The 22155-nt window shown below is 37.0% G+C and carries 13 protein-coding genes; 2 read left to right on the top strand and 11 right to left on the bottom strand.

Going from position 1 to position 22155, the window contains the following annotated elements:
- The first annotated feature begins 83 nt into the window (after nucleotides 1–83).
- Nucleotides 84–509, top strand: a complete 426-nt coding sequence (locus AABJ51_RS02235) for a cupin domain-containing protein (RefSeq protein ID WP_338374231.1) — start codon at nucleotides 84–86, stop codon at nucleotides 507–509.
- A gap of 90 nt (nucleotides 510–599) precedes the next feature.
- On the opposite strand, the gene AABJ51_RS02230 is transcribed toward AABJ51_RS02235, so the two are convergent.
- The 11 genes from AABJ51_RS02230 to AABJ51_RS02180 form a co-directional block, all read right to left on the bottom strand.
- The gene (locus AABJ51_RS02230) at nucleotides 600–1460 is read right to left on the bottom strand and encodes an endonuclease/exonuclease/phosphatase family protein (RefSeq protein ID WP_338374230.1); all 861 of its coding nucleotides are present in this window, start codon (nucleotides 1458–1460) and stop codon (nucleotides 600–602) included.
- A gap of 107 nt (nucleotides 1461–1567) precedes the next feature.
- Nucleotides 1568–3034, bottom strand: coding sequence for a RagB/SusD family nutrient uptake outer membrane protein (locus AABJ51_RS02225; protein ID WP_338375921.1), 1467 nt, complete (start codon nucleotides 3032–3034; stop codon nucleotides 1568–1570).
- A gap of 68 nt (nucleotides 3035–3102) precedes the next feature.
- Entirely contained in the window at nucleotides 3103–6168 is a 3066-nt protein-coding gene (locus tag AABJ51_RS02220) for a SusC/RagA family TonB-linked outer membrane protein (RefSeq protein ID WP_338374229.1), read from the bottom strand.
- A 300-nt stretch (nucleotides 6169–6468) separates the two neighbouring features.
- The gene (locus AABJ51_RS02215) at nucleotides 6469–9264 is read right to left on the bottom strand and encodes a triple tyrosine motif-containing protein (protein ID WP_338374228.1); all 2796 of its coding nucleotides are present in this window, start codon (nucleotides 9262–9264) and stop codon (nucleotides 6469–6471) included.
- A gap of 228 nt (nucleotides 9265–9492) precedes the next feature.
- Entirely contained in the window at nucleotides 9493–12753 is a 3261-nt protein-coding gene (locus tag AABJ51_RS02210) for a DUF8693 domain-containing protein (RefSeq protein ID WP_338374227.1), read from the bottom strand.
- Between the two features lie 61 nt (nucleotides 12754–12814).
- On the bottom strand, nucleotides 12815–13771 hold the full coding sequence (locus AABJ51_RS02205; RefSeq protein ID WP_338374226.1) for a fimbrial protein: 957 nt from the start codon (nucleotides 13769–13771) through the stop codon (nucleotides 12815–12817).
- Between the two features lie 16 nt (nucleotides 13772–13787).
- The gene (locus tag AABJ51_RS02200; protein ID WP_338374225.1) at nucleotides 13788–15083 is read right to left on the bottom strand and encodes a hypothetical protein; all 1296 of its coding nucleotides are present in this window, start codon (nucleotides 15081–15083) and stop codon (nucleotides 13788–13790) included.
- 30 nt (nucleotides 15084–15113) lie between these two features.
- On the bottom strand, nucleotides 15114–16085 hold the full coding sequence (locus AABJ51_RS02195) for a FimB/Mfa2 family fimbrial subunit (protein WP_338374224.1): 972 nt from the start codon (nucleotides 16083–16085) through the stop codon (nucleotides 15114–15116).
- A 79-nt stretch (nucleotides 16086–16164) separates the two neighbouring features.
- A complete protein-coding gene (locus AABJ51_RS02190; protein WP_338374223.1) occupies nucleotides 16165–17748 on the bottom strand; it encodes an Mfa1 family fimbria major subunit in 1584 nt (527 codons plus the stop codon).
- Between the two features lie 167 nt (nucleotides 17749–17915).
- Nucleotides 17916–19367, bottom strand: coding sequence for an OmpA family protein (locus AABJ51_RS02185; protein WP_338374222.1), 1452 nt, complete (start codon nucleotides 19365–19367; stop codon nucleotides 17916–17918).
- 6 nt (nucleotides 19368–19373) lie between these two features.
- Complete coding sequence (locus tag AABJ51_RS02180; protein ID WP_338374221.1) at nucleotides 19374–19964, bottom strand: DUF3575 domain-containing protein; 591 nt, start codon at nucleotides 19962–19964, stop codon at nucleotides 19374–19376.
- 642 nt (nucleotides 19965–20606) lie between these two features.
- Between AABJ51_RS02180 and AABJ51_RS02175 the strand changes: the two genes are divergently transcribed.
- Nucleotides 20607–21932 (top strand): tetratricopeptide repeat protein, encoded by a 1326-nt coding sequence (locus tag AABJ51_RS02175; protein WP_338374220.1) that lies wholly within the window; start codon nucleotides 20607–20609, stop codon nucleotides 21930–21932.
- Nucleotides 21933–22155: the final 223 nt, after the last annotated feature.

Below are 22155 nucleotides of genomic sequence, written 5' to 3'. Positions count from 1 at the left end.
AACTTACTTTTGTCAGTTTACTTGTAAAACCAATAAATAGGTCTGAGACCTTAATTATTATCAATAATTAAAACATTACAAAAATGAACAGCACTAAACAAATTGCGGAGAGTAAAAACTTTACAGCCATAGATTTTGGTAAACTCGATCTAGTATTAGAAAGTGCCAATGGAAAAATATTTCTGAAAGATGCAACAAAAGCTTCCGGAACAGAGATCTCTATTAGTATTTTACCTTCTAAAACAGATCTTCCGATTTTTCATTCACACAAACAGAATGAAGAAACATATATTATCTTAAAGGGAGAAGGGAAATTTCAGGTTGATGATCAGTGTTTTGATATTTCGGAAGGAAGTGTTATCCGTGTAGCACCTGCCGGACTTAGAGGTATGACTAACACTTCTGAACAACAGATGATCTATATTGTGATCCAGTCCAAAGAAAATTCGATTCAACAATGGACTAGTCAGGATGGAGTTATACAAGATGCTACTCCGCTCTGGAAATGATGCTTTGAAGAGACTACTTATATGAACAAATTACCCTAAGATAGGATAAATGAACACTCTATCTTAGGGTAATTTTCAGATTCTGTGACCTTAACGAAAATTGAAGCTAACCAAAACTGGATCGTGATCGGATAAAAAGCCATTATCAGGTGTATCCTGAATTACACGATAACGATCAACCTGAGCACCTTTGGTAACAAATATATAGTCAAGAAGTACACGTTCGTTCTGAGGTAGACGACCAAAATCATGAAAAGACCATGTTGGCCCGTAAGTTACGGATGCAGTCTTCGACGTGTTTTGCATTCCTCCTTTTTCTAAGGTATTAAGGGGTGCTTCATCGGGAGTACAGTTAAAATCGCCGGTAATAATGGCCTGCATATCAGGTGCAATCTCTTTGACTTTATCCAAAATAAGATGAACACTTTTGTCTCGGGCGACTTTTCCATCATTATCAAGATGGGTATTAAAGAAAATCATTTTCGAGCCATTGCTCTTTTCCTCTAGTATTGCCCAAGTTGTTATCCGATTATAAGAGGCATCCCAACCTCTTACACCAATCGAATCAGGGTGTTCGCTCAAAGAAAAGTTGCCGTATTTTATAAGTGAAAATCGTTGCGAATTGAAAAATATGGGACAGTATTCTCCAGCTTCTTTTCCATCATCACGCCCTACGCCTAAGGCTGTATATTGAGGCAAACCCTGCTTTAAATCTTCCATCTGATTATGACAAACCTCCTGCATTCCCAGCAGATCGGGCTGATAGTAGGTAATCATCTCACAGACATTGTCCTTACGGTATTTCCAGTTATTGAGACTATCCGATGGTGCATCCAATCTTATATTAAAGGTCATTACCTTCAATGGATGATCGTCTTTAACAGGCTTCCCTTTACTACAGCCGAGCAGTAAAATACTACAGGTACAGAAAAATAATATTATATATCTCATGTTCAATTTATTTAGACATTTAATTTACCTTATCAATATAAGATGAAGGATCCTCAATATAACCAGAAGGTATACTATTCAGACCCTTCATCCTATCAACAAACTAGCTATTCATTTTTAGGATCAAGCAATAAATCCGGAATTTGGGTATATTGATTGAATGGCAATGGCAGATATTGTTTATCCTTTGTCCAACCAGTCAAGGCTGTTGCAGCCAAACCTGTGCGCACAAGATCATTATAGCGTTCGCCCCATTCACAAAGCAGCTCCATACGACGTTCGTCCAGAACCTGATCGGCAGTAACATTGGTAAGTTCAGGCATTTTCGCACGCTTTCTTATTTCATTGAATGGAATATCTCCACTTTTACCATTTCTAACTTTAGCTTCTGCATTCATAAGAAGGACATCTGCATAGCGAATGATACGGACATTATTGTTTGTTCCATATCTCGTACGCCCCGGAGTAAGCTGGCTTAGCGGAGTATAAGCTTTTCCGTTCCAGCAGTCGGTATTTGCAGGGTTAATCTGGGCACGTATATAATCGCCATCGGGAGTTGTAGAATCTGCCAATAAAAACGAAGTAGTAGCACGAATGGTCTCTCCACGACCGTATGCCCAATCCCTGAAAGATTTCAGTATACCACAATCTCCCCATCCAGAAATATTACTTCCCGAATTATTCGGTCCTTGACAAACAAACCATTCGCCCGAATCAATCAAATCACCCGAACCATTACCGAAATCAGTACATTGAACTTCGAAAATGGATTCATCACAAAGTTTTCCGGGTATCTTAAATAGCTGGTAAAAATCGGGATAAAGGGAAAAATTACCATTCTTGATAATATCGTCGGTAAGCTCTTCAACTTTAGCGTAATTACCTTCATTCAGATGAATCTTTGCAGCCAGTGTTGCAGCCGAAAAAGCAGTTACTGCTCCAACATGCTCACTTTGGTTAGGGCGGATACGCGGCATATTATCGATACCATATTGCAAATCCTCCAACGCATATTTGTTTACCGCAGCGGCAGTAGAGCGGCTCAGATCAAGCTGGTTATTATCCCGAAGAATCGTAACCGCACCAAATGCCTGTACTAGACGATAATAAGCATAAGCACGCATAAACATAACCTCGCCCTTATATGCTTTATACTTTTTCATGTCACTGTCACTCGTGATATTAGCCGCATACAAATCCAGTGTTTCAATTGCTGAATTAGCAACCTTGATTATATTGTAGTACTGTTTCCACAATTCATCAAAGCCCCAGAATGAATCGTTGTATTTGTATATACTCAGATTATAATAATCGCTGCCATTAAATTGCCCACTGAATACATCCTGATCACGGATTGTGGTAATCTCCCAGATCACCCAGTGTAAACCGCTGGTTCGTATCTTTGCATACACTCCGGATACAGGTTGATACATATTAGCTGTATTTGTATAATCTACTTTTTGTTCGGGAACTTTACCCTCCGGCTCTTTGTCCAGAAAGTCATTACACGATACCAATGATAATACCATTGATACGGACATTATATATATTAAAGATCTTACTAAAGTTTTCATCATATCTAAATTTAAAGGTCTCAGACCTATTTATTAAAAATGCTTATTATTCCTTTAAGATTTACTTCTTAGAAATCGAGTCTCAAACCAAATGTATAAGTCGATGTCAAAGGATATACTTCTGTATCCCAGCCTTGACTGTCTGATAATTCGGGAGAGAATGCGTTCGCTTTGAATGTTGTAAACGGACGGTCGGCTGTCAAACTCAAACGTAATGCCGACATGGTGTAATTTCCCAATTTCAGATTACGCAGTGTGTAACCCAATGATATATTCTGGATACGGAAAAAGTCAGCATTTTCGACAAAGTACGAACTATATTTCTGGTCACTAACATTCCAAGACTTCAATAGAGCTGCTGCAGATGGATCTGAATTTGTAGAACCGGGACCTGTCCATCGGTTTTTATATTGAGCTTTGTCGAAGTTATAGTTCTGAGACGAATAGCGAAGGGCACGTTTACGATTGAACATCTGGGCTCCTGTCTGTCCGTAAGTAGTCAATTGAAAATCAATATTCTTATAATTGAATCCTAGATTAATACCATAAGTAAAATTAGGAATATAAGACCCCAGGCATGTACGGTCGTTACCATCCAAAATGTTATTTCCATCCAAATCGGCATATTTTAAATCTCCGGGTACTAATCCATTAGCTACAGCGATAGGGTCCGCTGCAATTTCCTCAGGAGTCTGATAAACCCCGATCATCTTGAATCCATAAAAAGAATTCATCTCCTTACCTACAATATTAACAGTCTTACCTCCTTTAATAATGTTATGTCCATTCAAATCTTTCACCCGATTCCTCAATGTCGAAATATTTGCCCCAATGCTATAGCTAAAGTCTTTTCCAATCTTATCGCTCCAGTCGGCACTAACATCTACACCTGAATTAAGAATCTTTCCATAATTACCTGCAAGAGTAGTGGTACTAAAAGGAAGAAGTGGTGAGATTACAGCATTTTTGGTCATTCGATGAAAATAGTCGAAGTCAATATTCAGTCGGTTATCGAGGGTAATAATGTTAAACCCTGCATTTGATTCTTCAACAACCTCCCATTTCAGCCAACTGAAGTATGTACTGTTCTGGAAACCTGCAACTGTACTACTACCGAATACTCCCGATGAAGCATTACCTGTGCTTATTGAAGCGAATCCATCACTAGCCTTGACCATATCGTTTCCTAGTCTGCCCCAACTTGCCCGTACTTTCAGGAAGTTTGCCCATTTCTGTTTTTTCATGAACGGTTCTTCCGATACTACCCAAGCAGCACCTACAGAAGGGAAATATCCCCAGTGTTCCTGATATTTGCTCGAACCATCGGCGCGCATAGTGAACATCAACAGATATTTATCATCATAGTTGTAATTCAAACGGGCAAAATAAGAAAGCCCTCTATAGCAAAAACCATCATCGGTTACAGTAGCACCGGCTGCATTTCCGTTTTTAATATACCAATATTCATCTGCTCCATCAGGGACATTATTAGCCTTTCCCTCAAAGTAACGCCATTGCTCCTGACGCATCGAATAACCCGCCATCGCTCCGAATTTATGCTTTGCCCATTGGTCATTATAAGTCAATGTATTATCCCAAATATAGTTATAGTACTTATCTTCAGTCTTCTTCAATTGGGTCGTAGCGGATTGCTGCCAACTGCTCACATAATAAGCAGGAGTAAACTCGCGTCCCTGAGTAGAAAGAAAGCTGTAAGAGTAGTTTGTCTTAAAATTCAGTTTAGTAGGGATAAGTTCTAATTGAGCATAAAAATTACTCAACACCTGATAGTTTTCCTTACTCGAGTCGAAATACTTGGCTGTTGCAATGGGATTATAAAAGTTGGATGTGTAACCAATAGCATCAGGAGAACCATATTTATTGGGAAATCCTTTTTCATTAGTCTCATCATAAAGAGCCACAATAGGAGGACAGTTAAAAGCTTTCTGCCATGCCTGATTATTCGGTACTTGCTGAGTAGAATTACTGAACACGCCACTGAAACCTACTTTCAGCCAGTTTGTTGCATCATAGTCTAATGAACTGCGTAAGTTAAGACGCTTATAGTTATTATCCACATCCATAATACCATCCTGATATATATAACTCGCACCAATAGCATAAACAGCATTATCAGAGCCTCCGCTTATATTCAGACTGTGATTTGTTATAGCAGCAGTGCGAAGAAGGTGATCGTACCAATCATTATCGGCTCCGAATGTCCAATTATGAAAATCAGAATCGGCATAACTACCACCATATTTGTCAATAGACTGTTTGAAATGAGCTTGATATGCATTGTAATTCCCCTCCAGAAGCATAGTTGCATACTCTTTTGCATTAGCCAGTTCCAGTACATTCGCTGCTTTCTGAATACCTATATAACCATCATATGATATTCTTGCTTTTTGGTTACGGGAACCTTTCTTGGTTGTGATAAGCACAACACCATTTGCAGCCCGTACACCATAAATAGCAGCAGCCGAAGCATCTTTCAATATAGACATCTCCTGAATATCAGCGTTGTTCAGAAAGTTGATGTTATCATAGAACATACCGTCCACAACAAACAAAGGTTTGCTGTCGGAAAATGATCCGACACCACGAATCTGAACGATAGGCCCTTCTCCGGGAGCTCCATTATTGATGACATTCACACCGGCAACTTTACCTTGCAGTGCCGTCATTGGAGAAGTCGATGGAACGGATGCCAGAGCCTCTCCCTTTACAACAGTAATAGGTGCTGTAAGATCCTTTACTTTTGCCGAACCATAACCGATAACAACAAATTCTTCTAACTGTTGAGAGTCCTCTTTCAAAGTTACATTTATTACAGCCCTGCCATTTACCTTTATATTCTGAGGCAGCATACCAAGATAGCTAACTATGAGAACTCCGTTTTCAGGTACATTACTCAACGTATATTTCCCATGTAAGTCGGTAACGACTCCGTTTTCGGCTCCTTCCACCATAATGGATACACCAATCAGCGTTTCACCCGCACCATCTGTTACGGTTCCTGTTACTGTCTTTGTTTGAGAAAATGCCGGTATTGTAATCAATAGCAAGCATACCATCAAGAATAGACTTTTAAGTCCTGACGGCTTTTTTAGAAGATGTGTGTTCCTCTTCATTGTATTAAATTTTAATGGATAACTTGGTTTCATTGAACTTTAAGCTCTATCGAGTGCTTATATTTCAACTTGGATGCAAATCTATGTATTTCGAAAAGTGAAGAATAAAAAACACATTCACCATCAATACATATCCCGAATATTCATCAAATCACCCACTACTTATTTACTACTCAATAAGAATTTACCCATTGTATATCAATAGAATAACACACCTGTAAAATATTTCGGCTCCTCTCTAAAAATACCATTAACAAACCTGACACTCAGATAATTTTACAACATCATCGTACACAAGGACTATTCTACATCTAAGAAAAATTCATTGAGATTCTGGGTAGGCTTTAAGTCTAGTTTTTTACGGAGACGGTAGCGGTTATTTTCGACAGCCCTGACAGAAAGATTCATAAGCGAAGCTATGTCTTTGGTGTCCATATTCAATTTCAGGCACGCGCAAAGCCTCAAGTCATTATTAGTGAGTAAAGGATAGTTTTTCTTCAATGTCCGGAAAAAGTTGTGATGCTTTTGTTCAAATTTGATAAGAAACATCTTCCAGTCATCATCTGTATCAAGATTATTCGCAAGCAGATTATTTATCCTTTGATAAAGAGGAATAAGCCCTTTTTGGGTGTTTTTATCACAAATCTCATCCACTATCTCTTTTAGTTTCAGAATAAGTTCATTCTTACGGATTATAAATGAAGTTTGAGTAAACATCTCCGCATTCTTTTCTTCTATTTCATATTGAAGCTGTTCATTCATCAAACGTAAATGCCTGTTTTGTAAACGTCTTCTCATAAACCAAAAGACTGCATAAAAAACAAACAGCGTGAGTAAACAACAAGAAAGATACCACCAGGTAGTATTATACCAAGGAGGAAGTATCTCAAAATGAACAATAGTATCAGCAGAATAATTGTTTAATTCGTCTGTCGAGCGAATGTGTAATGTATATTTACCTTGAGGCAGACGGGCATATGTAATGCTGTTTCGTCGTACAGGCTGGCTCCAGCTGGTATCAACTCCTTCAAGCTGATATTCTACATATAAGTTTTCAGCGAGGGCATTGTTTACCGAGAATCCGATTGTTACTGTATTTTCTTTATATGGAATCCGAATATCTTTTTCTATGTCAACATAGCCATTATTCAAATCTCTTCCGGTATGTATATACTCCAAACTAGGAGGTGCAAGTTCTACAATACGAGGTTTACTTTGACGAGAATTATGCAAAATTCCCCCGACATCGAGACAGATCAGAGAAAGTGAATCATCCAAAACGGAGATATTCTCAGAATCCGTAACAAGTGACAAATTATCAGCTTCTACTTTGTATGCTTCAGTAATACGTGCTACGTAACCATCATAGATAAAGCGATAAACGGAAGATTCGGTTACAGCCCAGCTTTCTTCTCCATTGATAGGTATAATACGTTTAAGATTGTTTATATTTTTGAAACACTGATTTAAAAGAGGATTAGGTTGTAAATTATCCTTACTTTCATTGTATGTATAAAAGTGATTTTCGCCTAAAAAGATGATGCGTTCGCTTGATTTGAAAATCTGCAGATGAACAGGTAATGCCTTATCCGTCTCGCTCCCATAATACGTATAATAACGGAAGGCATCCAATTGTTCGTTTAACCGGCATTTATACACACCACGCCTAACGGTTTCGAGCCATATATTACCTAAATGGTCTACTTCGGCATCGTAAATATGATCTGTAATCTGACTCATAATATTTATTTTCCCGGTTTCTTTATTAATAATATACAGATCGCTGTAGGTAATAATAACCTCGATTTTCTTTCCATTAATAGTCGCTTCGAGAGTTTTAAATACTCCATTATTGATCTGGTAAGATTTCCGAACGCTAAAATCGGGACAGATCTCAAGCAGTCCATTATTATGACAACAGAATAATTTTCCGTCAATTTGACTGAAAGACCAAACTTGCCCCTGCGTACCCTCAATGAATTTTAGCGACGAATACATTTCAAGGTCGTTCACCTTTTCTCTTGGTGTATAGAAAACACCTTGATTTGTACCTACTATCAGATATCCGTTCCATAGGGTTGCGGCATATACCGAGCTCGAATTTCCCGACATCGTACGATAATAGCTCAATCCGTCTGTATAACGGATACAGGCAAGTCCTCGATCCATGGCTATCCAGATATTATTGCTTTCATCTTCATATAAGGACAGAATAGTATTGTTTTGCAGGGAATTAGCCGCATAGAAATGATTCAGAATATTTCCATCGATGTCTACTTCATATATTCCGTTAAGCTGTGTTCCCAGATAATAAGTATTACGTTTTGAGCAATATATAGCACAATTTAGTTCCTGCCCGTTTAACTGACGTGAAAGAACACTGTTCCACGGGGTAAAACTTTTTTTATCGTATATATATAATTGCCCTGTAGACGTACCTATTAAATATCTATTTTTTCCATAAGGCAAAATAACCCGGGTAATAGTACCATTCAGAAATTCGCTGCCTTTAATTTTATTCAGCTGCCCATTTTTAAGTTGATAAAGAGGCCCGTACATTTCCTGTACCCAATATTCATCGTTAACTTTCAACAACAGCATAAAGCCCTTTGAGGTGGTTAACCTCTTTATGGTATTGTTGTTATATACATAAATATTCGTAAATGATTGGAAATATACGTTATCTGCATCTATCCAGATACGCCAGATACTCTCATTATTCAAACTTTTGGTTGGTAATAATTCTTTTAGGGAGGTATATTTTAGACTGCCCGAAAGATCCCTGTCCCATCGTCCGAATTCGTTTAAACCTCCTGTATAAATAGTGTCATGCGATTTAACAGACAGAGCCCGCACAATAGGCGAATTAGGCATCGGGTAAAGCTTCCACCCCATCCCATCAGATTCAAGTAATCCTCTATCATTGCCAAAATACATAAACCCTTTTTCGTCTTGTCCTATAGACCAATTTTTACTGGCTGCACGATATTTATCTCGAGTAAAGTTTACCACATAGGGTTTCTGATTGGTAAAAGAATAGCATACTATTACTGCTAATAACATGCAAAGTAGAGAGAAGTGTCTTTTAGTGGTCATTGTATTAGAATATAAGGTCGTTATTGCTTCAATTTATCACAAATATACATTAATTAAAATAAGTTAAAACAGCAGCCTTTATTTTTTCTCAATAGATGAATATAAACATAAAGAATCAGTTACTAAGTATTACTTAATAACTGATTCTTTATGAAACTCAGTCTACAACTACATTCTCAAAAAGATAACATGCAGAACTGAAGATTTTCAATCTATAATAAAATTCCCCTACTTAAGTAACACCCTAGATACTTTTCCATTACCACCGTTTATTCCAATCGCTTTTACGATATACACACCTTTTTCAAGTCCATAATTATGAATAAGGGTTTCACCTCCACGAATATATTCCTTAACTATTAACCGTCCCATTATATCATAAACAGTTGAAATATAAGTTTCATTAGTCTGATTATCTACAACAATAGCATTATTTTTTACATAAATATCGACAGGAAGAACCTGAGATATATCTTCCGAAACCGACGATAAAGGCGATATAATCTTGAAGGTTCTAACCTCGTGTGCATCAACCTTAGGAATAACATACTCGGCATTATCCACAATAGAATACGTACGTCCTGTAAGCATATCCTGCAAACACAGTCCACGAGACTCTCCTTCGGTATTAACGGATATATTCAATACAAAACTTTCATTGTTTCGCGACTCGATACTGACTTGCTGGCATAGGCTGGGGACTGTTGCAATCTGATATTTTTCATTATCACGTCCTTGAATATATGCCTGAATAATTCCTTCTTCCTGTATTTTATATCCGTCCCATCCATTATCAAAACCTGTAGAAGCATCTTCATTTTCAAATAGCCACACCCGGTCTGCAGATTTAGAACCTATTACATCTATCACCACATAAGGAAGCTCGCTTTGACTGCTAAGTGATCTCCATGCTATTTTATCATCCGGCAGTTCATTCTTTACAACCTTGTCATACATCAAAGTAATATTTCCTCCGGATTTAGCATTTAACATAAATGTATGCATCGATAAAATTCTATCGGGTAACCCTGCTTTACCTGCAAGATTAATCGGCACTGACTGATATTGACCGCTACTGACTCCAGAAACAGATCCTCCATTCAATTTACGCCACTGATCTCGTGTTCCCGTATTAAATAGATAAACAGTTTCATCTTCCAGCTCATTCGAATACACTATAGCATCTTTAGTGATAGGTACTGCTGCTGTAAATGAATTACTTATAAGATTCATTCCCGAATAATTCACGGCTGATGTTTTAGTTAGCGGCAACAAAGCATTACCAACATTCAACGTTCCGGAAAAACTATAGATATGTGAGGGTTCTGTATCAGAGCTGTTTGTCATCTCATATCCTTTGAATGCCATCAACTGAGTGTCAGGTGCAAATGGAGCCGGACGCCATTTGTTTCCATTATAAGGCTCTGCCCATTGATTCACGGTTTCAACCTGAGGCGATAAATAAGGAAAATCTGAATTCTGAACCGGAATACCAAAATATTGCCACTGTTTGCGATAATACCCACACGTAGCACATTCGTATGCTTTATTATAAAATTCAACAGTCGCATTGACCGAGGTATTCAATTCGGGTTTTGAGAAAATCAATGTTCCGGTAGATTCAGTAGGTGATGATTTAATAATAATAGTTCCCGATTTACCAGGATCATCAACAACCTGTCCATCAATTATCAATTGCTTATCCGTTGGGATAATTAAACTTTTATCCGACTTGTTTATTAAGTCTCCAATAACACGATCGGTATCCAGTTGTAAATCTCTTATCGCAGGTTTCCCATTATTATTTTCATCTGTAGCAAATTCTACGTCTTCCTTATCTACGGGAATAACCTGCTCTGTCCAATTTACAGATTTGCCCCAATCGCTATCTTCTGTCCCATACCAGTAATTTTTCGGGGTTGCAGTATCAGCTATCGTTATACTTACTTTTGCTGGATTGGAAGTATTTCCATTATTGTCTGTAAAAGTATATGTAATAGGAGTAGGTGTACCAGTAAATCCCGACTGGGGGGTAAAAGTTAATTGTCCATCGACATAATTCCAGACACCTTCACCATCAACAGTCATGGGCTCATTGCTTACAGGAAGAAGGGTATAAGGATTAATCAAAGTAACTTTATTCACCTTTGCCGGATCTACAGGTGCCAGTGTTCCTTCTGCGGGTATATCATTATCAAATATAATCACAGTGACCGGTTGACCCGGAACTATAGCCGCAACAACTTTGCTGTCATCTATCGCTCGAGGGTTACATTCGCTATATATATAGACAAACGTTCTTCCTGAAGTACCTCCTGTAGAACGTTTATACAAGCGATAAGATATCGGAGTAGGATTCCCTGTAAATCCGGATTTAGGAGTAAAAGTGAAAGTTAGATCTGTATATTTGTATGAAACATTCGGCCAGCCACTCCAGTCTAGTATTCTATTCTCTACTAATTGCCATATACCTTCATTCTTTACTTCTATTGTTTCCTTTCTTATTGCTGCACTCTCATTATCTTCGACATTATATGTCGCCCCTACCGGAACATCCAATCGTATACCAAAATCAGAAGGAGTCACCCGATTTCCATTTTCGTCAACATCATTTTTTAAAACATCCAAAGTTAATGCTCCTTGATAATTACAATCCATAAGTACCTCATCATTAAACGCAACAGGCTCTTCTATTCCGCAATTAACAATCGCAGTTTTAGGTAGATTATCTTTTACTGATTGATCTACTTCATCCGGTTCATACATTTCAAACAAAAAATCATCTATAGCAAAATCATTTCCCTGATCAGCTCTATTCGCATTCTCAACCGAGATTGTGTAATTTCCAGAAGAACAGGTCTCAGGCATAAAAAACCAGTAGTCCTGCTGTTTCCAACTACCCGTTCCTGATCCTTGACCATTCTCAACGCCTTCATATACAGCGACCGAAGTTCCCCCATTGGCACTTAAAACATGATGGTTAATTTTTACGGTTGTGTTTTGAATGAATAACTGATAACGAAGACGATAATATTTCCCGGCCTGTAAATTGGCTATACGCACATAAAATGCAGCCATAGTCGTTCCGGCATTAATAACCATTGCTCCTCCATCTCCATTGTGTCCCGGAGTAGCATCCCCTTTAACTTCAAGATCAGTCCATAAACGATAAACATCCGCTGTATAAGGAGGTACAGCAGATAGATTTCCCGCACTCTCATAAATTTTCTTAGGACTGACTACCGCATAAAAATTATTCTCAATAGCCTTAGCTTCTGAAAAATTCTTATTCCCTACATTTGGAGCATTTGGGTCTGCAAATACAAAGGTATTGAACCCAGTAGGCATATATGTCCATATTTTTCTCTTCTGAACCTCTGTACCCGGAGCCCCAAAATCATCGTAAAAGATACGAGTCTGAGCGAAACTCTGTCCGAGAAAATTAAATAATAAGAGAAATATTATAATATATGTAAACCTTAATTTCATATTATTTTATCCTGATAAAAGAATGTATTAATGCTGTTTAGTTCATCATTCAATTATGTATCTAATTATCTGATGACAGAGAAATATCATATCTGTATAAATGATTGCGTTCAATATGCTGAGGCAATTGCAACCTATACGTTTCGTCTCCGAATTCGGGTGGTGGCAATGAGCCTGCATCCTGATATGGCAAGCTTATTTCAATAGAACCCGAAGAGGGGACACTCTCATTAAGATAAGTAACAAGACTCATCCCTATAACTTTTCCATCTGCATTACGTAGATAAGAAGTTACGTTCCCCGATTCACTCCACCCCAGCCAGTCTGAGGAACTGATCAAAGAGTTGACTTTATTTCCCGTTTGTAAAACATATGTATTTTTGTCGAAGTTGATAAACTTGTATTTGTATTGAGGCTCGTTATCTATTGTAGGGAAAGTCTGATGCTCCTTTGATAATGTAATATTCAATTGCAGTTTAGCTACAGCGCGAATTAAAGATATATTATCCAAATGCGCAGCAGTGTTGAAATCGTGCAGCTTATTTCCTGACATCAATAACGGAGTAGTAATATTTTCTGACCAAGGTTCCTCGGTTGTTTGCAAAACAGTCTCCAGATCACTCACCGAGGTTACCTCATCAAGTTTTGATTTGATTGAGAAACAATTTGCAACAATATATACATCCCTATACCCTATATCAGATTTATTAGCATTTAGCGAAATTTTATTATCGGCAGTACTCCATATCCCTGCACTAAAAACCGATGCTGAAACATAATATTTGATTACAACCTGATTATCTGTTGTGGGAAATAGAAATATATACAAGTTTTCGACCACTTGCTCTTCTTCTGTTTCATTTTCTATGACAGTTGACGTTGCTCTTGTATAATTATTTACATCGAAAAATAATTCGATTTTGTCATTATCTGCACCTGCTTCGATGATCTTATCTTCGGAACAAGACAGCATCAAAAGCAGATTAACCGACAACAACATATATATTATTCGACTCATGCGACTTTTGTTTTAATTATTTACTGAATGTTTTTACCAGATTACCGTTGTAATATACTTTCATATATGTACCTGAAGTTGGAACTGGAGACAATACATATTGAACTGAAGACTGAGGATCTGCATCTGTAAATGTTTTAGTTGTCGTTCCATCCGAAAATTTAAAATCACCTACAGTTTCGAGTGTCACTTTATGTGGATCACAAGCTTCAATCGTATTGCTAATGGTGACATTTCCATCTTCGCCGACTTCTACATTGTACCCATATCCCATATAAGTAGAATTTTCGACAACATGCCAAGGGTCTATAGTATATACAATTTCGAGCGTTTCTAATTTCTTTATTGTATATAAGTAATGTCGATTACGGTAAACATTGTAGTCGGGCTTTTCGGTTGTATTTCCCATAGCAAAAGACAGATAATTTTTTTCGGGAATAGTACCATCGTATGTTACAATAGGTATCTCATATTGAGTACCATCAAGTGTTTCGATTACAAAATAATTAATAGGCCGATGATTCACCGCAGTCGGCCAACTCGGTGAAATCATCAGAGCCTCTGGAATATAGTAGAGATAAGTGTTGTTTACTTTTTTCAATGGTTTGTCTTCGTAATAAACCTGAACACGCCCCTCCAAAGGAGATGTCAGACTAAACTGCCGTGAAGCATTTTTATAGTAAACATTCTTCACGTCCAGATTATTGCCGGATGTATCGATCCTTACATCAAGTTTAGCAACCACCCGAATTAACTTCACCCGATCTTCATTATCAGGACGAAAGGGTTGAGGTGAATAAAGACTTCCCCCTTCTGTTATTATTTGATTACGGTACACTCTGGACATCGGAAAACCTTTATCTTCGGATGCACTCAGATAAAGATCGGGATCTAAATCCGAAAAAGTATTCATATATACATCCATATCCGATTGTGTCGTAATCTTCTTTAATTCGTTAACAGGCATATTCGCAACAAAATAAAAATCCCGCTTCCCCGGAGTCAATTGAATTACGAAACTTTTATCCTTCTCCGATAAAGCTATATGTTCATCAAAGTATTCACCGACTTTGGTTCCTGTAGATGAGTCAAAAACCAGCATAGCCATATCATGTACACGATCCTCATAATCCTCATCATCGGCATTGAATGTTTCTAGTCCGTCAACCTGAGCTCTCGTTACCGAGAGATAAACAATCGATTGAGGATCGGTAGTAGAGGAATCATCATCGGTCTGAGATTGACACCCCGAAAATGCAATCAGAATACTGATCAGTAATATATATAATAATTGAATTCTTGTCATATTCATATTGACTGTTTTAAGCATACAAGCCTATAATTACAGTTCGGTACTGTAGCTATGTACAAGCCAGTCGTTTACATAAACGGCACAACTAAAATTTGTCCCGCATTCGGCACAATAGTCTTTCAGTACGAATTTTATGGTAAAGTCATTCTCACAATTCAGATTGATACCTCCACTGACTGTATTTAATAGAATACTGCCGATAAGATCTCCGCTAAATACCTGCTGCCCTGTTTTGGGATAAGTTATTGTGAGGTTATTATGATAGCCAGTTGCTAATTCGAGCAACGAAAAGTCCCAGGCTACGGTATTTTCGGTATATTTTGTATTTTGTATCGGATAAGACAATATCGGAGAGTTGAGAGGCATAGAGCCGTCGATATTTATTGTCCCGTTAGCAAAGGATACTGCTACATTGAGATCACGAGGTGTGAGAGCTGTTATTGAAGCATCAAATTCAACAATCACTTTAACCCGATTCGTTAATTCCTGTAGATTTATTGCTGTATGTTTGTAAAGAGACCCTGATTCTTTCGGATCAGGCAAAAAAACAGAGGCACTTTCTCCCTGCCAGATTCGCTGAGCATTAGTTAGGGCAACAGCATTTTTCTCAGACGACTTGATGGCCAACATCACATCCTTCTTTGTGGTCACACCTGATGAAAAAGTATTTCTAACAAATTTATCATCTACACCTGTCCACGCGATAAAGGTAAAATTACCATTCGAAACAGGTATTAAAAGTTCAAAATTGCGATTAAGGTCAACATTCTGCCGGTTAACTGTTGATACCAATTTGCCTTTATCATCGAAAGCAAAAACTGTAAGTGAAGTGACATCTCCAATAAAAGTCGAATCAACATCGCAAGGTGTCATCGCAAAGAATTTCACATATACCCCTTGAGGACAATCCGACAAATCGTCATAAATCAATGAATCGCATCCCCAAAGAAACGCTCCCAGGGTAAGTATCACCATGAATATCTTAATTCGCAAAATTTTCATTTGTTGCATTGTAATTGATTTTTATAAAACCGGAGGAGAAAAAGGGGCTCCCCTCCGGATACACTTACTGACTGTAAAATCAAATGCCTAAGTCGACACTATAAGAGTGAAGTTTCCATGGCAACACTTTTACATCCACACTCATCCATGTTTCAGGAGTAGTTAAAGGGTCAGTAGGGTCTATAGGATTTTGGGGTTCATTAATACCCGGCACAACAGGCTTCGGATCAGGATTGGCGGGAGTAGAACTGTTCGGATCTTCGGGATAAAGCGGATTCCAGTTTGTTCCCAGATTTTTAAAACCTGAAATATGTACATGATATATATTGTTTCTAACTACCGGAGAGTTATACCAGGTTGGAATATTATCAGGATTGACCCATGCATAATATAACACTTTACCTCCTACATATTTGGCAACTGTCTGGCCTGCAACTCCTCCTTTGGCTGGATCAACAGCATTTTCGGCCGAAGCAAAAAATTTACCATTAGCTCCGAGATAAAAATCTTTGCCTGCAGTATAAGTTTCGCCATCAGCTAAAACGGCAGGAGTAAATTTGGCTCTGACCAGAACATAGGCAGTATTACCTTTTTTATAACTAGACGCATCTGCTACTCCTGTCGCATGTGTTGTCGGCAGAATAAACTTTCCTGATAATTTAGCATTTAGTTCATCAGTAATTTGTGTCTGAGCAGAAGCTGCTGCATAATCAGCCATTGTGGGAACAGGAGTTCCTCCAAACAGTGCAGAACCATTATATTCTTCGAATAATCCTGAATAGTCATACTTATTTCCCGCATTACCGAAATATTCGGCATTAGTAGTAGGAATCCATCCATAATTGGGTGTTACATAGTCTGATTTACGTTGAATATATACCGAATTTTCACCTTGAGCCAATACCCATGTTATATTCGAAATTGTACCAAGTAAATCTGCTCCGGATTTTATTTCATATGTTTGGGCTGCAGTGGTAACCATGACCCGGGCAACAGCCCTTTCAACCTGTACACTTGCTCTATTCAACGGATTAGAATCTCTCAGGGCATCTTCGGCACTTACATTCGGAGCTACATTAATAGAAACGTCCTGTACATTTGTCATAACAATAGTTTCGTCTGCTGTCCCATTTTTCGCTGCCAATTTATCGGCAGATGTACTTACTGTAAGGCTTGTTCCTGAATTTGCAAGGTTTAACGCTGCAGTTTTATAAGTGTCCTCAAATGTATTTGCGGGTGTTGCAGCTAATGCAGCCTCAATATCAGAATTACCATTGATCAGCACATAAACTTTTTTTATGCCGGCTGATGTCTTAATTGCTTTTTTAGGTTTTAATACAACCTGATTAGAAGTGTTTGACACTTCCTGAGTATATCCGTCATTAGCTGTTGTACCAACTGTATATGCAGCAGTAGTGACAGTAGAACCATCCACTAAAAATATGGCCACCTTTTCAATCTTATCTTTTCCGGCCCACTCCCCTACATCGTTATAATCCGAAGGTAAGGCCCTCAACGATAAGTTTTGAGGCATACTAAGGGTTATACTTACGTTTGTATTTGCATCTGTCTCTGCAGAGGTTTGCAAATCATTATCATCACTACAAGCGATAAACCCAAGAGCCGAAGCTAATAGTACTAATAATAGTTTTGTCTTTTTCATTCTTTTTTAATTATAATTTTGACATCTATTTTCTTTCATAAAATTTTCTAATCAAATTTTGCCTTTATTAAGCCAGTGTCAAGTTTATATTTTTCTCTTCTGATCAAACATAACAAGGGAGACATGTAACGTATAAACATGTCGAAAAAGCCTTGTTACCGAATTATCTATTCAGTGTAATTATCTAAATTGAATCGAGCTTCAGCATTACCATTTGCTGCCGCTTTGGACAAGTATTCCCGAGCTTTACCATAATCGCCTTTGTAGAGATAAGCTACACCCAGATTATTCCATATTTTAGGATTATTCTCTATTTTCAGGAGTCGTTCTATGGCTGCATCAAAATTTCCACCCTCAATGTCTGCTCCTGCCGAATTGACAATCGCAATATCACTCTGTGGATATAATCTTACGGCTATATCAAAAACTTCTCTGAATTCCTTTGTATCAGACGGATAACTATAAGCAACCAGATACATTTCGTTTAAACTTAGCAGTTTAGGATTAACTTTAATCAGTTTCTTCGCTTCTTCTACATCAAAAGGCCTCACAATGTATGCTATTACATATTCTGTACGACGCAATGGAGGATAATAGTCATTCAACAGTATTTTATACGTATTCCCATTGGCTAGCTTCAGCAGTTCCCTATCTCGAGCATCCGGGCTTTCTACTTTATTAATAATATCCAATACTTCTTGCTTATCCTTCAGTGATGATTGGGAAACCGCCTTATATAAACCAGTCCAATCTTCTCCAAATCCGTTGACAATAAATTGATTTCTTCTAACTCCAAATTTCGACACAAGATAATCGGCAAATGAATTAGCTCTGTTTTGAGATAATATCCGGTTATGTTCAAATCCTCCTTCCGGTGATGCATAACCGGCTATATTAAATTCAGTAATTTTTAAGTCCTGATTCTGTTGTATTTCACCTATTACACTATCCACCTGAGCAAATTCTACTGAATTGTTCTTAAAATTGCGTAACAATTCGTAACGGTCTACGATATAATTGAATGTTGCAGTATGTCTGTCGCTGCGATTTTTTACAGGTTCTACTTCGGGAACAATAAATGTCAGCTTATAACAAACAGGAGCCTGCTTAGGTAATATATTTTGAGCGACCAAACGTTCTTCTTCAGTATCGTAACAGCTGGCACATCCAGAAACTATTTCTGAAATAGACAATGAAGCATTATCCATCCACGATTTATAAGGTACTATAACAGCATAATTAACAGATTGAACAGTACCGTTTTTTCTGGTTATCACAGTTTGTGGCTCTCTATCGAATGGAAGTTGAGAACCTAAACTCTTTTTTCTATTCAATATCTTATTTCTCAAACTACCGGAGACAACTACCGGAGAGAGCTTAAGACTATCATTATCTTTCCCTTTAGATTTTAAAACCGGAGTAAGAATAAGCATATCATTTCGACGAACAGATATCTCATCCAAAACAAAAGTCATAGATACAGATACTTCGTTATGCTCTTTAATAAAATGCTCTTCTGTTATTTGGATTTTCCCAAATTTGGATTGAGCATGAAGAGATAGAGTAAATACCATCAGGATTGCCGATAAGCATACTCTCAATATCATTGATTTTTTCATTACTTATTATTTTAAGAAATAGACTAAAGACAAACCTAATCGTGTTATACCCCAGTAATTATAATTTCCTTCATCTGATTTAGTTCCACAATCCTTACACGGGTATTTATCATAATGGATACGGGCATATCCGGCACCTACATTTAACTCAAAGTTTAAACGATTTGATAATATCCACTGATATCCATAGCTTAAGCCTCCTCCATATAGATAACCTTCGTACCGGCTGTCTTTAAAAACATCTAAGCGTCCGATAGGGATATCCCATCCGCCCACATTAAATTGACCGCCCAATGCATGCAAACCTATAAAATGCCCATTGAATGTCTCACATAACCACCAACGATATTCGGGTTCAATAAGCCAATGTTTTAATGTTTTATTATCTGAAAACGAAAACACATTTATGCCTCCTCCAAGTTCCAAGGTAGTCCTGTCGGTCAATGCTAATTCAAGTTGTAAATTAGGAGTTGTTGTTGCCCAATAAGCAAGATTTGTTTTTATAGCTACCTCCTGCGCATGAAGTAGAAATGAAGATGTGCAAGCGGCTAATAAAAAAAATAGTTTTAAGCCTTTAAATTTAAAATGACAATTCATTTTTATTAATAGTTGTATTATTTTATTAGTATAAATTTCGTTTCGAACCACCCAACAGAAATCGTAAATCTAAAAATATAGAACACTATAAATTTTAGACAAAACTATACTCTTATAGCATTTAAAGGACTATAAACAGATACAACATACATACAACATTTCTACAAACCCGCCATTAGCTTACTATTTTCCATAAGCACATAGAAAATTCACTTAACATAATTTTTGAATATAAGGAGTGCTTAATGTTAATAAAGTACGTCTAATAATGTTAACGAAATACAAAAACACAAAATACATCTAAGAAGAAATATATACTTAGATATACGTCCGAACACCAAACCTGAATATAAATGAACAAAACAAAAACAACTCAAATCTTAGTAACACAAACGGTTTTTATCGCAAATTTTACTTAATTTTGTTCTATGAAAGGCTATATTAATATATAGCTTATATTATAAAAACAGCTAGCACTAATTCATTTATTCTTACAATACAGAAATGAGATACAGACATATATTGTGTTGCTTTATTAGTTATATCTTCACAATTATTCCATCAAATGCATTTAGCAGAGATTTAAAACATTCCGACAAAGCAGTTGTAGATAGTATCTTATCTGTATCTTTCCAACATTTTTTGAATATTAATATTACAGAGAATCTTAAGACAGCAAAACAAGCTCTGAAGAAAAGTCAAGAAATTAATTACGGGGCAGGCAAAGCTAAATCATATTTTTATATAGCAAGAGCATTAAGTTATGTCGGAGAATATAACATGTCTTTAGAATATCTGGATCGATGTGAAAAGGAAGAATACAATGAGGGTAAAGCATCTATAAACTCCGAAGCTCACAGAATAAGAGGTCATATATATATGTATCTGGGACTTCCATCAAAATCTTTGGAAGAATTCAGAAAGGGGCTTAATTGTGTAAATAAAATGGATGAAGGAGGTGTCAAAAACCGGCTAAAAAGTTTAGCTTATGAAAATCTCAGCATAGGATATACAGATATTGACTCATATGATTCTGCTTTTTATTATCTATCAAAAAATAGAGATCTACTCGGCAAAATAGGTTCTAAAGAACCTTATATATATAGTAATTGGGTAAATTTATATACTCTATTCGGTGATTACTATTCTAAGACAAATCAATACGATTCTGCAAGCTATTATTTCAACAAATCAATAGAAACAACAAAAAAATCAGGAAGTCCTTATACTTCATGGACCTATAAACATTGGGGGGATATGGAACTAGGTCGAGGGAATCCCGATTCTGCTCTGAAGTACTATAATCTGAGTTTAGAAGATATAAAAAGAACGAACCTCAATAACGAGCTTCCTGATCTTTATAAACAAATTTTTCAGGCTTATACAGAAAAGAAGATGAATGATAGTGCAAAGTTCTATCAGAATAAGGCTATTTCTGCAGAAAACAAACTCCTCTTATCTAAAAACCAAGCGGTAGAAAAAGCATTAAACTTGATACTTGAAGAAGAGAGTGCAACACATAGTCTCTTTCAGGAGAAAGCCATCCGGCTCATCTCTGTTTTGACTATCTTCGTTATCATCATACTTGCAGCATGGGCCAAATGGAGATATACACACCAGAAAAAACTAAAGGAAGAGAAAAGGATGGTAGAAACCCTTGAACTCAAATTAAATGACAAAACACAGGATCTGATAGAGTTAGCAAAATTAAACGACAGTTCTTTTATTACAAATTTCAAAGATATATTTTCTGAATTTACAGAAAACATTTATAACAGATATCCTGATTTAATCAACTCTGAATTTTGGTTATGCTCAATGATCTTTCTAAATTTCACATCCAAAGAAATTGCGCAATACAGTTTTGTAGAACACAGATCGATCCAAATAAGGAAGAGCAGATTAAGAAAAAAGCTAAAAATCGATGCGAATATTGATTTATATGTATACATTAGATCTTTTGCTTAAAAAGAAGAACTGCTTATATTTCTTACATGTTTTCTAATCCGCAATAGTCCGTGTTCATTATAGTGCATTCCTATTTTTTCCTATTCTCTAAAAAAGGCACAAAGCCGGAAAATAAAAAACACCTATATTTCTATAAATGTTATTGTGGAGCTGGAGGGAACGTTATACTTCCAAACAGCTACTGATTTTCAATATCTTATATGCTATAAATTAGAACTATCAG

Source organism: Indolivaga capnocytophagoides (genome assembly GCF_036511535.1).
Classification (GTDB): Bacteria; Bacteroidota; Bacteroidia; order Bacteroidales; family Dysgonomonadaceae; genus Dysgonomonas_A; species Dysgonomonas_A capnocytophagoides.
The sequence above is the reverse complement of the archived record's forward strand: the minus strand, read 5'-3'. Positions and strand labels throughout refer to the sequence as shown.

What these genes read in the sequence shown, in the direction of transcription:
- AABJ51_RS02235 (WP_338374231.1), top strand. Translation starts at nt 84, where the DNA reads ATGAACAGCACTAAACAAATTGCGGAGAGTAAAAACTTTACAGCCATA.
- AABJ51_RS02230 (WP_338374230.1), bottom strand. Translation starts at nt 1,460, where the DNA reads ATGAGATATATAATATTATTTTTCTGTACCTGTAGTATTTTACTGCTC.
- AABJ51_RS02225 (WP_338375921.1), bottom strand. Translation starts at nt 3,034, where the DNA reads ATGAAAACTTTAGTAAGATCTTTAATATATATAATGTCCGTATCAATG.
- AABJ51_RS02220 (WP_338374229.1), bottom strand. Translation starts at nt 6,168, where the DNA reads ATGAAGAGGAACACACATCTTCTAAAAAAGCCGTCAGGACTTAAAAGT.
- AABJ51_RS02215 (WP_338374228.1), bottom strand. Translation starts at nt 9,264, where the DNA reads ATGACCACTAAAAGACACTTCTCTCTACTTTGCATGTTATTAGCAGTA.
- AABJ51_RS02210 (WP_338374227.1), bottom strand. Translation starts at nt 12,753, where the DNA reads ATGAAATTAAGGTTTACATATATTATAATATTTCTCTTATTATTTAAT.
- AABJ51_RS02205 (WP_338374226.1), bottom strand. Translation starts at nt 13,771, where the DNA reads ATGAGTCGAATAATATATATGTTGTTGTCGGTTAATCTGCTTTTGATG.
- AABJ51_RS02200 (WP_338374225.1), bottom strand. Translation starts at nt 15,083, where the DNA reads ATGAATATGACAAGAATTCAATTATTATATATATTACTGATCAGTATT.
- AABJ51_RS02195 (WP_338374224.1), bottom strand. Translation starts at nt 16,085, where the DNA reads ATGAAAATTTTGCGAATTAAGATATTCATGGTGATACTTACCCTGGGA.
- AABJ51_RS02190 (WP_338374223.1), bottom strand. Translation starts at nt 17,748, where the DNA reads ATGAAAAAGACAAAACTATTATTAGTACTATTAGCTTCGGCTCTTGGG.
- AABJ51_RS02185 (WP_338374222.1), bottom strand. Translation starts at nt 19,367, where the DNA reads ATGAAAAAATCAATGATATTGAGAGTATGCTTATCGGCAATCCTGATG.
- AABJ51_RS02180 (WP_338374221.1), bottom strand. Translation starts at nt 19,964, where the DNA reads ATGAATTGTCATTTTAAATTTAAAGGCTTAAAACTATTTTTTTTATTA.